13 protein-coding genes, 1 tRNA gene and 1 pseudogene are annotated in these 13,607 nt (G+C 41.2%); 9 read left to right on the forward strand and 6 right to left on the reverse strand.

Translation table 11 applies throughout. The features are described 5' to 3' along the window. Window positions 1–166: 166 nt before the first annotated feature. A tRNA-Asp gene (locus G3R48_RS11375) sits at window positions 167–243 on the forward strand. Between the two features lie 124 nt (window positions 244–367). On the opposite strand, the pseudogene G3R48_RS11380 reads toward G3R48_RS11375, so the two are convergent. After that, window positions 368–1,042, reverse strand: a pseudogene (locus tag G3R48_RS11380) (IS3 family transposase); the annotation flags it as partial. Between the two features lie 215 nt (window positions 1,043–1,257). Here G3R48_RS11380 and G3R48_RS11385 point away from each other — a divergent pair. Together G3R48_RS11385 and G3R48_RS11390 are read left to right on the forward strand one after the other, a co-directional pair. Continuing rightward, window positions 1,258–1,509, forward strand: a complete 252-nt coding sequence (locus G3R48_RS11385) for a YkgJ family cysteine cluster protein (protein ID WP_153666034.1) — start codon at window positions 1,258–1,260, stop codon at window positions 1,507–1,509. A gap of 20 nt (window positions 1,510–1,529) precedes the next feature. Next, complete coding sequence (locus G3R48_RS11390; RefSeq protein WP_153666033.1) at window positions 1,530–1,985, forward strand: Rrf2 family transcriptional regulator; 456 nt, start codon at window positions 1,530–1,532, stop codon at window positions 1,983–1,985. Here the strand turns inward: G3R48_RS11390 and G3R48_RS11395 are convergent. From G3R48_RS11395 to gpmM, 4 genes are all read right to left on the reverse strand, one after another. After that, window positions 1,960–2,724, reverse strand: a complete 765-nt coding sequence (locus G3R48_RS11395; protein WP_380714326.1) for a divergent polysaccharide deacetylase family protein — start codon at window positions 2,722–2,724, stop codon at window positions 1,960–1,962. The genes G3R48_RS11390 and G3R48_RS11395 overlap by 26 nt on opposite strands. A 19-nt stretch (window positions 2,725–2,743) precedes the next feature. Beyond that, window positions 2,744–3,964 carry a S41 family peptidase gene (locus G3R48_RS11400; RefSeq protein ID WP_153666031.1) on the reverse strand — a complete coding sequence of 407 codons (1,221 nt, stop codon included), beginning with the start codon at window positions 3,962–3,964 and terminating at the stop codon, window positions 2,744–2,746. 77 nt (window positions 3,965–4,041) lie between these two features. Further along, a complete protein-coding gene (locus G3R48_RS11405) occupies window positions 4,042–5,175 on the reverse strand; it encodes a murein hydrolase activator EnvC family protein (protein WP_212593320.1) in 1,134 nt (377 codons plus the stop codon). 10 nt (window positions 5,176–5,185) lie between these two features. After that, window positions 5,186–6,730, reverse strand: a complete 1,545-nt coding sequence (gpmM, locus tag G3R48_RS11410) for a 2,3-bisphosphoglycerate-independent phosphoglycerate mutase (protein ID WP_153666030.1) — start codon at window positions 6,728–6,730, stop codon at window positions 5,186–5,188. Window positions 6,731–6,995: 265 nt separating this feature from the next. Between gpmM and G3R48_RS11415 the strand changes: the two genes are divergently transcribed. From G3R48_RS11415 to G3R48_RS11440, 6 genes are all read left to right on the forward strand, one after another. Next, the gene (locus G3R48_RS11415) at window positions 6,996–7,430 is read left to right on the forward strand and encodes a rhodanese-like domain-containing protein (protein WP_153666029.1); all 435 of its coding nucleotides are present in this window, start codon (window positions 6,996–6,998) and stop codon (window positions 7,428–7,430) included. A gap of 206 nt (window positions 7,431–7,636) precedes the next feature. Next, window positions 7,637–8,113 (forward strand): protein-export chaperone SecB, encoded by a 477-nt coding sequence (secB, locus tag G3R48_RS11420; protein WP_153666028.1) that lies wholly within the window; start codon window positions 7,637–7,639, stop codon window positions 8,111–8,113. A gap of 3 nt (window positions 8,114–8,116) precedes the next feature. After that, window positions 8,117–9,133, forward strand: coding sequence for an NAD(P)H-dependent glycerol-3-phosphate dehydrogenase (gene gpsA, locus G3R48_RS11425; protein WP_153666026.1), 1,017 nt, complete (start codon window positions 8,117–8,119; stop codon window positions 9,131–9,133). A gap of 174 nt (window positions 9,134–9,307) precedes the next feature. Beyond that, the gene (locus G3R48_RS11430) at window positions 9,308–10,492 is read left to right on the forward strand and encodes a BaiN/RdsA family NAD(P)/FAD-dependent oxidoreductase (RefSeq protein ID WP_212593321.1); all 1,185 of its coding nucleotides are present in this window, start codon (window positions 9,308–9,310) and stop codon (window positions 10,490–10,492) included. Between the two features lie 101 nt (window positions 10,493–10,593). After that, window positions 10,594–11,421: a TnsA endonuclease N-terminal domain-containing protein gene (locus G3R48_RS11435; RefSeq protein WP_153666024.1), complete on the forward strand. Its 828-nt coding sequence runs from the start codon at window positions 10,594–10,596 to the stop codon at window positions 11,419–11,421. Next, the gene (locus G3R48_RS11440; RefSeq protein ID WP_153666022.1) at window positions 11,408–12,418 is read left to right on the forward strand and encodes a hypothetical protein; all 1,011 of its coding nucleotides are present in this window, start codon (window positions 11,408–11,410) and stop codon (window positions 12,416–12,418) included. Before G3R48_RS11435 ends, G3R48_RS11440 begins: the two co-directional genes overlap by 14 nt. On the opposite strand, the gene G3R48_RS11445 is transcribed toward G3R48_RS11440, so the two are convergent. Then, window positions 12,391–13,568, reverse strand: a protein-coding gene (locus tag G3R48_RS11445; protein ID WP_153666020.1) for an IS3 family transposase whose coding sequence is annotated in 2 segments (ribosomal slippage) — window positions 12,391–13,301 and window positions 13,301–13,568 — 1,179 coding nt in all. Because the reading frame shifts where the segments join, the coding sequence is not laid out codon by codon here. The genes G3R48_RS11440 and G3R48_RS11445 overlap by 28 nt on opposite strands. Window positions 13,569–13,607 lie beyond the last annotated feature (39 nt).

Genomic DNA, 13,607 nt, shown 5'->3' on the forward strand with positions numbered 1-13,607 from the left:
AAACACAGTATCGCCGATGGTAGTGTAGGGTCTCCCTATGTGAGAGTAGGTCATTTCCAGGCGCCAAATTAGCTTTCCTTTTTATAAAGAGAAAAGCGAGTCTTCTAACGTTGACATGTTAGCGACTTAAAAAGCATTTAGCATCATGCGTAAGCACTTTGCTAAAGGAGCGGTAGTTCAGTTGGTTAGAATACCGGCCTGTCACGCCGGGGGTCGCGGGTTCGAGTCCCGTCCGCTCCGCCAATATTACGATAAGCCCTAACAGCAATGTTAGGGCTTTTTCGTGTCTGAGGTTTATATTGTAACTCTCATTTCATATCGTTCATGTTTTAAGAAAGTTTCCCTCTGTAACCATCCCTTATATCGATCATATTTTAAGAGAGTTTTCCTCGTTTAACCGCTCATACAATTTGGGCGGTAAATCATTCAGTGATTCATGCGGTCGATCATAATTATATTCTTTAATCCAACTATCTGTGATTTCCCTAACTTCAGTCAAGCTATTGAACAAGTAACAGTCTAATACTTCATTTCGATAAGTGCGGTTGAATCGTTCAATATACGCATTTTGTGTAGGTTTCCCTGGCTTAATAAAATCTAACTTAATGCCATGTTGCTCTGCCCAAACCTCAAGTGCATGTGAGATAAACTCTGGCCCATTATCTTGTCTTAAGCGTTTGGGATAACCTCGATAGGCGGCAATCCTATCGAGTACACGAATAACCCGTTGAGCAGGTAAGCTTGAGTCCACTTCTATAGCTAACGCTTCCCGATGATAATCATCAATGACATTAATCGTTCTAAACGACTTGTCTGAAGACAAGTTGTCGCTCATAAAATCCATCGACCAGTATTCATTTACCTTTGCAGGAACAGATAGCGGCTCAGGCTTTCGAGAAGGTAAGCGTTTTTTGCCTTTTCGAAGTAAGTTAAGCTTCAAACCACAATAAATACGATACACACGTTTATGGTTCCATTTATACCCTAGGAGTCGTAGTCGGTTAAATACCTTGCGAAATCCATAAGCCATATGCTTTTCAGCAATGTGTCAGATACTGCATCAATGATGTCATTATCATCGATACGTTTGAGTCATAATAAAATGTGCAACGACTATACGTAACGCATCACAAGCCAATAAAAGTGATTTTTTAGTTCAAAACAAAACATATATAACAAATATTTCTTTTAGTACTTTCTTATGTTCGTAAAGCCAGTAAAATATCATCTTTGATTTCTGTGTATCGATTGGACTATATGGATTGTCGTTTAGGTTGTGGCGCATGTTGTATTGCACCATCTATCACAAGTGCTATACCTGGAATGCCGCATGGTAAACCAGCCGGAGTAAGATGTGTGCAACTTAATGATGATAATCTTTGTCAGTTATTTGGTTTACCAGAGCGTCCAAATGTTTGCAGTGATTTCTCTGCCTCTATTGACGTTTGTGGTAATACAAATCAACAAGCACTGATTTTAATAACTGAATTAGAGCAACACACGAGCTAACTATTCTTGGTGAAGGATTTATGAAATTAACACGTTATACCGATTTTGGCATTCGTATTCTTATGTATGTGGCTATGCAGCCTGAACGAGAGGTGCTGTTTCGTATTTCTGAAGTCACAGAGGTGTTTGAGCTATCATCGAATCATGTTGCTAAGATTATTCATCATTTGGGCAAACTGGGTTACATTCAAACTATTCGTGGTAAAAGCGGTGGTTTTAAGTTAGCTGTTGAAGCTAGTGAGATAAACCTAGGTACATTAGTTGGTCAGTTGGAAAATTCATTAGCTCCTATTGATTGTAACGAACCTCGATGTCGATTCACTTCAGCTTGTGCCTTTAAAGGGATATTAGGAAAAGCGCTTGCAGCCTATATGGCCGTTTTAGCACAGTACACTCTTGCTGATATTGTGGCTAATAAGGAAGAGTTAATATCTACACTGTCAGATTTGTCTATTCCAGTGTTAGAGGTTGCTTAACTGCAATTACTGGCGTGGGAATTTTTTGGCTTAATGCTATTAATGTTGATGTTTTAATTAACGCAATCCCGTTAGCTCGTAGTCGTTTTACATTGTTTTTTAAGTACTCAACGGTTTCCGGATATGGATGGCCGATGAGTACGACCCTTCCGTCTGTTTTGGCTTGCTCAATAGCCTGCGAAAACTGCCTTTCTAAAGCTTCAGTATTGGTTTCGTTATCTAAAAATATATGTCTAAAGGTAATCGGCACGCCTTCTCTTTGAGCTTGTTCTGCTGCCTTACTGTATTTTGTCGTTACACTGTCTACAAAGTAGAGATCTTTTTGTTTAAGACTTTGCATTACCCATTTCATTGGTGTTGATAATTGGGTAAACAAACTTCCCATATGGTTGTTAGCTCCTTTTGCGTAAGGAATATTTTCCACAGCTCGATTGATGACCTGTTTAACTTCGTTTTCATTCATTTGATTTGTTAAACCACCGGGCCCCAACTTACTGCCGTCTATTGCTTGCATTGGGATATGTAGCATGATCTCGTGACCATTATGAAAGCCTTGGTTGGCGAGGGTTCGGCCAAGTGGAGTGTGGGGTAATACTGATAAGGTAATGTTTGTGTCTAAGTTAAGGACTGCTTTATCTGTTTGGCGATAACCAATATCATCGATGATGATAGCGATATTGGCCGCAGATGATGTTTGGGTTGAACATAAGAAAACCAGAGTAATAAAGAATAAGCGCACAGGTACCGTCATTTGTTATTTAATTATTATTTTGCGATATCCAGTTAATAGCATAATTAAGTTGTGGATCTAGTTGCTGAATATCATTTTTATTTTGGTTAATTATAGGCACAGTTTTTAATGTTGATAAAGTGTTAAAATTTATTTTTATGTCTGGAACAATACCAATCTCATTAATGTCGTTACCTTTTGGTGTCGTGTATTTGGCTATGGTTAGCTTGATGGCATTACCTTGTGACAGCATCGGAATGATACTTTGCACTGTGCCTTTACCAAAGCTGCTTTCGCCAATTACTACAGCGCGATTATTTTCTTGTAAGGCTGCAGCAAGTACCTCAGAAGCAGACGCTGAACCTTTATTAATCAGCAATACAACAGGCAGAGAGCTAAAAATATGGTGGTTTGATGCATAATAGTCTTCATTTGCATCAAAGAAGCGTCCTTGCGTTGAGACAATTCGGCCTTTATCAATAAATAGATCTGCTATTGATATTGCTTGATCAAGTAAGCCTCCGGGGTTGTTGCGCACATCAACGACTATGCCCTCCAGTGTTAATTCTTTCCAAACAATAGATTGTTTGAGTATTGCGTTAGCTGCCCCTTGTTGGAAATTTGCGATATGAATATAGCCCACATTATTGATGACCTGGGTCTCTATTGATTTAAGGTGAATAACCGATGGCGATAAGGTGAGTTCTCTAGCTTCAACATTATTGTTTGAAGCCACAGTTATATGAATGGCTTGGTTTTGATTGCTATGCTGCTTTATAGACACTAATACATCATTTAAGTTGGATTCACTTACCTCAAGCTCATTAAAGTGAGTAATGATATCACCAGGCTTAATACCTGCTATTGCCGCTGGAGATGATGCAAAAGGCGTGACAATTGTAATTTTGCCATTGGCCGTGGCAACTTCAAAACCAAAGCCAAAATATTCCCCTTTGTTAGTGTCATTAAGGGATTGAAAGTCTTGTTTATTAAGAAAACCTGAGTAGGGGTCAAGGTGTTCAAAAATAGCGTCGATGGCAATTTTAATTAATTCGGACCGACTGACTTGATTAACATAATAAAGCTCAACGGTGTCAATGACATCTTGTAGCAGTGAAAAGTCATAATCATGTTGGTTGTCGGCATTATGTTGCGGATTAAGCGTGGTTTCTGAGCTAGATAAGCTGACAGATATAGCTACGATGATGCCTGCGATGAAGCACAATAGGTAACGGAAATATTGAAGCATGACATCCCCCTAGATAAGGACGATGTCATCACTTAATTCATACCAAAAGCAGATGTATGAGTGAGGCTGAAGTTAATTTAGCGGCAGTAACGTGCTGGATTAACGGCTTGTCCTTTGTGTCGTATTTCAAAGTATAGGCCAGGTTCGGTCTGTCCACCTGAACGACCAACTAACCCGATTGATTCACCTTTTGAAACAGCGTCACCCACTTCTCGTAATAATGCTTGGGCATGGCCATAAAGACTCATGTAGCCTTTGCCATGATCAATGACCATGACCATCCCAAAACCGCGTAACCAGTCAGAGTAAATCACCTTACCAGGCGCAATAGCGTTGATGTTTTGTCCTTCAGGTGCTGACAATATGGTGCCTTTCCAGTGGATTTGTCCTGAACGCAGGCTACCAAATTTTTTCGTAACTCTACCCTTTGTTGGCCATTTTAAACTGCCTCTGCGTGTGGTTAGTCCTGACATGCTTGGGCTGCTTTTGGCTACTTGCATCGCATTGGTTACAATTTGCTTTAAGCTGGCTTCTTCAATTTGTAGTTGTTCAAGTTGGGCGCCTTTACTTGATAACGTGCGTTGAATTTGGGTTAACGTGCGTTGTCGCTGAGCTTGTTCACTACTTAATGATTTAGCCTGTTTTTGCTGCGACAGCATTGTGGCGTTGAGTTTCTGTTGTTGCTGTCGTTGTTGATTTTTAAGGGTTTCCAGCTTGTCTTTGGTGGCTTTTAATTCACTGATGGCCTTCATTCGGGCATCATTTAAATATTGGTAATAAGTCAGCATGCGTTCAATCGTAGCGGGGTTTTGTTGATTGAGCAGCATTTTGCTGTAGTCATGGTTGCCAGCCAAATAGGCGCTAGATAATTGTTTTGAAAGAGTTTGTTGTTGTTCTTGTCTAAGGGTGTCTAATTGTTGTTGTTGTTGATTGAGCGTAATTAACTCACTGTTTAATTTCGTTAATTCTTTTTTAGTACGATTGACCTTCTGCGCGGCATTTGCAATGGCTTTTTCGTCACTTTTTAGTAAAGACATGAGTTTTTCACGTTGCTTTGTGGTGTCTTTAAGTACATTTTGCTGTTTTGAAATTTGCGCTTGAATTGATTTCAGCTCTGACTGACGCTGAGACAGATCAGCTGCCTGAGCAGGAAAAATCAGGAACATAAAGCCAGCAATGATGCTGGCTTTAACAAGGTATCGAGTTATCACGGGGTTACTTTTACTCTTTAATATCAATAATGCAGCGGCCAGTCATCTCAGTTGGCACGCTTTGGCCGATCAACGATAACATAGTTGGTGCAATATCGCTTAATCGCCCATTATCTTTTATTTCAGCGTTGCGGCCGACATAAATAAATGGCACTAGCTCACTGGTATGCGCGGTGTGTGCTTGACCTGTTGTTTCATCGGTCATTTGTTCTGCGTTACCGTGGTCAGCAGTAATTAAGCATTCACCACCCACTTTTTCAAGGGCACTTATTACCCGGCCAATGCAAGTATCAACAGCTTCACAAGCTTTTACAGCGGCATCAAAGTTACCAGTATGGCCGACCATGTCACCATTTGGGTAATTACAAATAATCACATCAAATTCAGTTGATTCAATGGCATCTACTAATTTGTCGGTTAACTCTTGTGAGCTCATTTCTGGTTGTAGATCGTATGTTGCGACTTTTGGTGATTCAATTAAGATGCGTTCCTCACCGTCAAATGGCTGTTCTTTGCCACCATTAAAAAAGAATGTTACATGAGCATATTTTTCTGTTTCTGAAATACGTAATTGTTTTTTACCTGCTTGCTGCAGTGTTTCACCCAACGTATTGACTAAATCTGTTGATGGATATGCAATGGCGGCATTAATGTCGGCGGCATATTCCGTTAGCATGACAAAGTTAATTGCAGGTATTTTTTGACGGCTAAAGCCATTGAAATCGGTATCAACAAAGCTGCGCGTAATTTGACGTGCACGATCTGCTCTAAAATTCATAAACACTAATGTGTCATTGTCATTTAAGGTGGCAATGTTGCCATTTGTATCGGTAATTGTGGTGGCCGCGACAAACTCATCGTTTTCATCACGAAGATACGCCTTCTCTAGCGCGTCAACTGCATTGGTATAAGTGTGCTCGGCTTTACCTTGGGTGATTAAGTCATATGCTTGGCTCACTCGATCCCAACGATTGTCTCTATCCATCGCGTAGTAGCGGCCAATTAATGATGCTATTTGACCACAGCCTAACTTAGCGAATAACTCATCGAAGTGCGTTAGACTATTTTTAGCGCTACGCGGCGGCGTGTCACGGCCGTCTAAAAAAGCGTGTAGGTACACTTTTTTAGCACCGCGTTGAACGGCCATTTTACACATTGCTTCGATATGTTCTTCATGACTATGTACGCCACCTGCAGATAGTAACCCCATGATGTGCACCGCACCCTCTTTGGCTACGGCTTTATCGATAGCGGCAATTAAACTGGCATTTTGTTCAAATTCATTATCTTCAATGGCTTTGCTAATACGGGTAAGTTCTTGATAGACAATACGCCCTGAGCCGATATTGATATGGCCCACTTCTGAATTGCCCATTTGTCCATCAGGCAGTCCAACATCAATACCTGATCCAGAAATAAGGTTGTGTGGGTAATTGGCATTAAGGTTATCTAAAACCGGTGTATTCGCGTGGAAGATGGCGTTGTCTTTTGGGTTAGTACGTGAACCCCAGCCATCTAAAATCAATAAAGCCAGTGGGCGTTTTGCTGTTGTCATTTTACTACCTCTTTATCGGCAAAGTTTTAAAGTGAAAATTGAATTGTATGAATATTACTACTTATTAGGCAGGGTAAAAAGAGATCGGACTATTTAGATGTAGTTTGTGTTATTAAATTTCGTCATCTATTACAAAAATTGCGGCTTAGATGTACAACCTCACGAAAAGCGTTTTTTAAAAAGATTGGCAGGTGAAACTTTAGTGGCAAAACTATATACTCGTGGGCTAATTATTGATGCAACTGTCCGGAAATAGGCTGTAAACATGCAAGAGTATATTCAATTTTTTCAAGCAAACCCTGTGTTAAGTTTAGCCTGGGTTGGCTTATTTGTTGCTGTTATTGTCACTTCAGTAAAAGCTGCTGTTTCGAAAGTAACTAATGTAAATCATCAAGAATTAACACAAATGGTAAATAAACAAAGTGCCGTTGTTGTTGATGTTCGAGGACGAGAAGATTATAAAAAAGGTCACATTGTGGATGCCCTCAATGTGCCGTTATCAGAAATAAAAAATAATCAAGTCGCAAACCTTGAAAAGCATAAAAGCAGTCCCATTATAGTAGTATGTGACGCGGGAATGACTTCATCGCAAGCTGCTCAACTCCTTATAAAACAAGGGTTTGAAAATGTAAGTAATTTGACAGGTGGCATGAGTGGTTGGAAAACAGCTAACTTACCTGTGATTAAGAGCAAGCGATAAGCTGCCCTGCTAAAGGCCATTGTAGTTTGTCATCAAATGACAATGGTTTAAATTATACCTTAACCTCATTGGCCGCGTGTTAACTTATCCACTGGAGGCGTAAGGTGGCGCATTAGGTATTGAATTAACGCAAATGGTTTTTTCAGTGCCATTTCGCTTATAGACAAGAACAATAATCATATTATATTTATTTTAGGTAGAATATCATGGCTGAAGAAGTAGCAAACAACGAAGAAAATCCACAATTCAACATTCAACGTATCTACACCAAAGATATTTCATTTGAAACGCCAAACAGCCCAGCTGTGTTTCAAAAAGAATGGAACCCTGAAGTTAAATTAGATCTAGATACTCGTAGCAATAAACTTGCTGAAGATGCTTACGAAGTTATTTTGTCACTCACTGTGACAGCCAAAAACGGTGACGAAACGGCTTTCCTATGTGAAGTACAGCAAGCGGGTATTTTCTCTATCAACGGTTTAACTGAGCCACAACTTGCTCATTCTTTAGGTGCTTATTGCCCTAACGTATTATTCCCATATGCGCGTGAAGCGGTTAGCTCGTTAGTTTCTCGTGGTACTTTCCCACAACTGAACCTTGCACCGGTTAATTTTGACGCATTGTTTGCTCAATATGTTCAGCAACGTCAAGCTGAAGCTGCGCCAGCAGAAGCTAACGCATAATCGATGAATAATCTTGCCGATATTACGGTACTAGGGGCGGGGTCTTATGGCACCGCCCTTGCTATATCTTTAGCGAGCAATGGCCACCGTACCTTATTGTGGGGGCATGAAGCCGACCACATGCAAAAATTAGCGCAAGCGCGTTGTAATGCTGCATTTCTACCGGGAATTGCGTTTCCTGAAAATTTAGAAATTGAAGCTGACTTAAGCAAGGCGTTAGCAGCAAGTAAAAATGTGCTGATTGTTGTGCCCAGCCATGTATTTGGTGATGTATTAACGTTGGCAAAACCATTACTGCGTTCTGACTCTCGTATTGTTTGGGCAACCAAAGGATTAGAGCCAGAAACCGGTCGATTATTACAAGATGTCGCTATTGAACACCTAGGCGAGCAATTTCCGCTTGCCGTGTTATCAGGGCCGACATTTGCTAAAGAACTTGCTGCAGGTATGCCGACAGCAATTTCAGTGGCGGGCACTTGCCCAGACTTTACCAATGATTTAGTTGAGCTACTGCACAGCCCCAAACGTTTGCGGGTTTATGCCAACAAAGACTTTATTGGTATGCAATTGGGCGGCGCGGTTAAAAATGTGATTGCCATTGGCGCTGGTATGTCCGATGGTATCGGCTTTGGCGCTAACGCTCGCACGGCATTAATCACCCGTGGCCTAGTTGAGCTTACTCGTTTAGGGGTGGCGTTAGGCGCTGACAATAATACCTTTATGGGGATGGCAGGATTAGGCGACTTAGTGCTCACTTGTACTGATAACCAATCTCGTAACCGCCGATTTGGCCTAGCACTAGGTAAGGGTTGTGATGTCAACACGGCTCAAGATGAAATTGGACAAGTGGTAGAAGGTTACCGAAATACTAAAGAAGTCTATACCTTAGCTAAACGCCTTGGTGTTGAAATGCCAATTACAGAACAAATTTATCAAGTGCTATATCAAGACAAACATCCTAAAGAAGCGGCTAAAGAGCTACTTGGACGGGATAAAAAGTCTGAGTCAACACAAGGTTAATCGTCAGTGTAATGGCCATTAAAGGGTGCTAATATAGCGCCCTTTTTTATGCCTGTGGAAAATGCGATACCTTTAATACGTAGCCTTTTATGCAATGTATTGTTGAGCACTGCATCTCGCGGTGACTATTTTGTATGAGTTAAACCAGCCTCAATTGAGTAAGAGAGATAAACCGTGAAGCATTATGACGTGATCATTATTGGCGCAGGCGCAGCAGGATTAATGTGTGCGGCGACGGCAGGTTATCGTGGCAAAAATGTGTTGGTGCTCGACAATGCCAAGCAAGCAGGACGTAAAATTCTCATTAGTGGCGGCGGGCGTTGTAATTTTACTAATCAAAAAGTAGAACCACATCAGTTTATTTGCGCTAATCCTCACTTTGTTAAGTCTGCTTTAGCGCGTTACCGTTCGAGCGACTTTATCGAATTGGTTGAACGTCATGGTATTGAGTATCACGAGCGCGAGCATGGGCAGTTATTTTGTAATGATTCAGCTAAAGACATTGTGACTATGCTGCTGACAGAATGTGAATGGTCAGGGGCGAAGCTGCAACTGCGTACAGACATCAGTGATATTAGTAAGACCGGTGATGGAACATTTGAACTTACCACGGCCAAAGGCGATTACAGCTGTGACGCATTAGTGATAGCCACGGGTGGCTTATCAATGCCAAAGCTGGGGGCGACCCCTTTTGGTTACCAAATTGCTAAGCAGTTTGGATTAAATGTATTGCCAACAACCGCAGGGTTAGTGCCTTTTACGTGGCATAGTGAGCAGAAATCTCGTTTTGAGAGTTTGTCAGGTATTGCTGTACCGACCACGATCACCGCAGCCGATGGCACGCAATTTAGTGAAGCACTGTTATTTACTCACAGAGGTTTATCGGGCCCAGCAGTTTTGCAGGTTTCTAATTATTGGCAACCAGGGCAAGCAATTAGCATTAACCTATTACCCAATGAAAATGCATTAGACAAGCTGCTAAGTACACTTGAAACTCATCCTAAGCAAAGTGTGCGTAATACATTAAGCCAGTGGCTGCCTAAACGTCTTGTTGAGGCGTTATTTGATGCCACACAACTGGATAAGGCCTTAAATCAACTTGGTCATGGTGAGCGAGAGTTATTAGCAAATAATATCAACCAATGGTCATTAGTGATGAACGGCACCGAAGGCTACCGCACGGCAGAGGTAACATTAGGCGGCGTAGATACCAATGAACTGTCTTCTAAAGACTTGCAAGCGAAAAAAGTGCCAGGATTGTACTTTGCGGGTGAGGTTATGGATGTGAGTGGTTGGCTCGGTGGGTTTAATTTTCAATGGGCCTGGGCTTCTGGTGTTGCAGTTGGTATGAGCGTTTAATTATTGTGTAGAGACAATAAAGTTGGCCCATAAGCAATAAAGTTGGCCCGTAGTGGTGTTTGCTACTATGCTTTTTCTAGATAAATACATCGGAATAAGTTATGTCGCGCGGACGAAAACTTGAGTCTTTACAAGACTATCAGCGAGCCTTAAAAAATAAGTATGGAATAGGAGAAGGCTCTGATTATAAGCCGTGGCTTAGAATTCAAGACGTAAAATCTCACGGAACTAGATCGTTAATTTTTGGGAGAAAATCTCAGCGAGAACATCACATGATGTCTTCAATAGAGAGCGAGTTATTTTATTTAGCTGAGTTCTCCGACAGTGTGACCGATATAAGAGAACAGTTTCCTATTTTGCCTCTTAACTATACGCAAAAAGTGGCAAGCATATTGGGTGTGAAACATCCAATACACCCCAAAACGAAAGAACCTATCATAATGACAACCGATCAGTTGCTTACAACTGACTCTCCCCAAGGTACGTCATATCACGCAATTTCAGTTAAGCCTGAAAGTGAATCAGATAAGCAGCGTGTACTCGAAAAAATTGATATTGAACGAGTTTGTTGGCAACTGTTGGGGGTTAAGTTTAGCTATTTTACAGGTAATGAGCTGACTAAAATCCAGAGTAGTAATCTTAGCTGGGCAACAAGTCCTTTCCGTGAAAACACCATACTTTTTGCTGATGAACAGGTTGATAGTGCGCTAGCTGTAATTGAGGTTGGTCAATGCTTCCTTGAAGACCTGTGTAATCAACTCATATCAATGAATATTGCCTCACATGACGATGCTCTATTGCTTATTCGTTACCTAATAGCGGATAAGTTTATTGATGTGGATTTATCATCAAAGATTACAGAAGTGGGGATATTAGATATCACATCTATAGCTATGGCTACGAGAGGTGTTATGAATGGAGCTTCCTAGAAACAGTGTTTGGGAGTTACACGACTCCGATTTAGCCGAAGACGGTTTTTATCGAATTTTGGATCTAATGCACGATGTTGAGTCGGTAGTTCTTTTCCCTTTAAATCAGACATCAAGAAGTGTTCGTCCTCTTGCTTTATCGATAGAAGCATTTACAGAGCATGTAAAAAGCCAGAAAGCCAAGAAGTCCGAGTTTAACCTACCTAGTTTTCTTTTGGTCGCAGAGGAAAATATCCCAGAAGAGCATATTGCTCGAAGAGATAAAAACTATGCGTTAATTGAAGGTATTGTTTTTGATAGAGCTTTTGTTTTTGATTATGCAACGAAAAAACGTGTACCACATCTTGCAGAGTATGCGAGGGCGATGGAAATCGACCGAAAAGTCTTGGCTAGATTACTCACTCAATATTGGCGTTATGGTCAGGATAAAAGCGCGCTTCTTCCTGCATTTTCCCTAAGTGGTGGTTTGGGAAAGGAGAGGAAAGCGACAGGCAATCCATTAGGCTCTCCTAAGCAACCAAGAACGGTAGCGGTAGAAAGGGCTGCAAAATACGTTATTTCAGATATAGATAAAAGTAAGTTTAAGAAAGCACTGAAAAAGTATTATTTAAAAAAGACCTGCCTGACGTTATCAAAAACGTACAAAAATATGCTCGTTGATAGCTATGCCGATGAGGTTCGCATTGCTCATTCATGTGGGAGACCTCCTTTAGTCCCAACACTTAAGCAATTTAGCTATTGGGTAAAAAAACTATTTAATAAAGAAGAGATGGTTAAGGGGAGAACGACCGAAAATGATCATCTCAGGAATAAAAGAGGTTTATTAGGAAGTGTTATTCAAGATAGTTACTTGCCCGGAACACATTTTGAGATAGATGCAACAGTAGCCGATGTTCACATCGTTTCTGAACTAGGTTCTCAGCATTTATTGGGTAGGCCAACGATTTACATTGTGATCGATTGTAGTGGTCAAGTGAAATTGGCCACGGTTTTATAAGTTTCCCAGTAAAGTCTCTCCGATTCATTCGGTGTGAGACCACCATTGTATTGGTGCGGCCTGACTTGGCTGTAGTATCTAATGATATACCCAACGATGCTATTCCAAGCTTCTGTTAAAGTTCGATAGCCACAAGCTGGCACCCATTCTGTTTTTAAACTTCTGAAGAAGCGCTCCATCGGGCTATTATCCCAGCAATTGCCTCTTCGAGATAAGCTCTGTTTAATTTGATGGTGCCAAAGCGTTTGTCGATACTTTCTGCTTGTATAATGTGAGCCTTGATCGCTGTGGAACATTACGCCAGTAGGCTTTCCTCTCGACTCATACGCCATCTTTAACGCTTTAGTAGTTAGCCGACTATCGGGTGAAAACGACATAGACCAACCAATGGGTTTACGGGAAAATAAATCGAGGACAATCGCTAGATATGCCCAACGATTTTCTGTCCAAACGTATGTAACGTCTCCGACCCAAACCTGATTTGGTGCGGTAACTGCAAACTGTCTATCCAAATGGTTTGGGATCTCAATATGCTCTAGAGGCTGCTTTTTGTACTTATGCTTTGGTAACTGTCGACTAGCTAACCCCATTATTTTCATGACCTTAGTTGCTCGATATCGACTTAGGCTAATGCCAGAATTAGTAACGATACTCGCAATCGTACGAGCTCCAGCAGAGCCGTTACTCACATTATGAGCTTCTTGAACAAGCGCTCGTATTTGAGTCTCTCGCGAAGAAATGGTCTTAGGTCGGCGTTTCCAGTATTTATAACTACTTCTATGGATACCGAACACGCTACATAATTTCACTATGCTATAGCTCTGTTTAAGTTTCTCGATTATCGAGAATTTTTCAGTGAGTCCGACATCAACAGAGCTGTAGCCTTTTTTATGATTTCGTTGTGCTCTTCTAGCTCAGCGATCCGCTTCTTTAGCTCTCGGATTTCAATTTGCTCTGGTGTTAGTGGCGTAGCTTTCGGGGTTATGCCTTGCCTTTCTTGCTTGAGCTGTCTTACCCACTTATCCATGGCCGACTTGCTCACACCCATGGCTTTTGCCACTTCAACGACAGTGTAATCTTGGTCAACAACCAGTTGGGCTGCTTCTAGTTTGAATTCAGGGCTGAAAGTTCTTCTCGTACGTTTTGTCATAGTTCCACCTGTTGTGTACGAGGTGCATTTTAACACCTC

It is taken from the genome of Shewanella intestini (assembly GCF_018221465.1).
Taxonomy (GTDB): Bacteria; Pseudomonadota; Gammaproteobacteria; order Enterobacterales; family Shewanellaceae; genus Shewanella; species Shewanella intestini.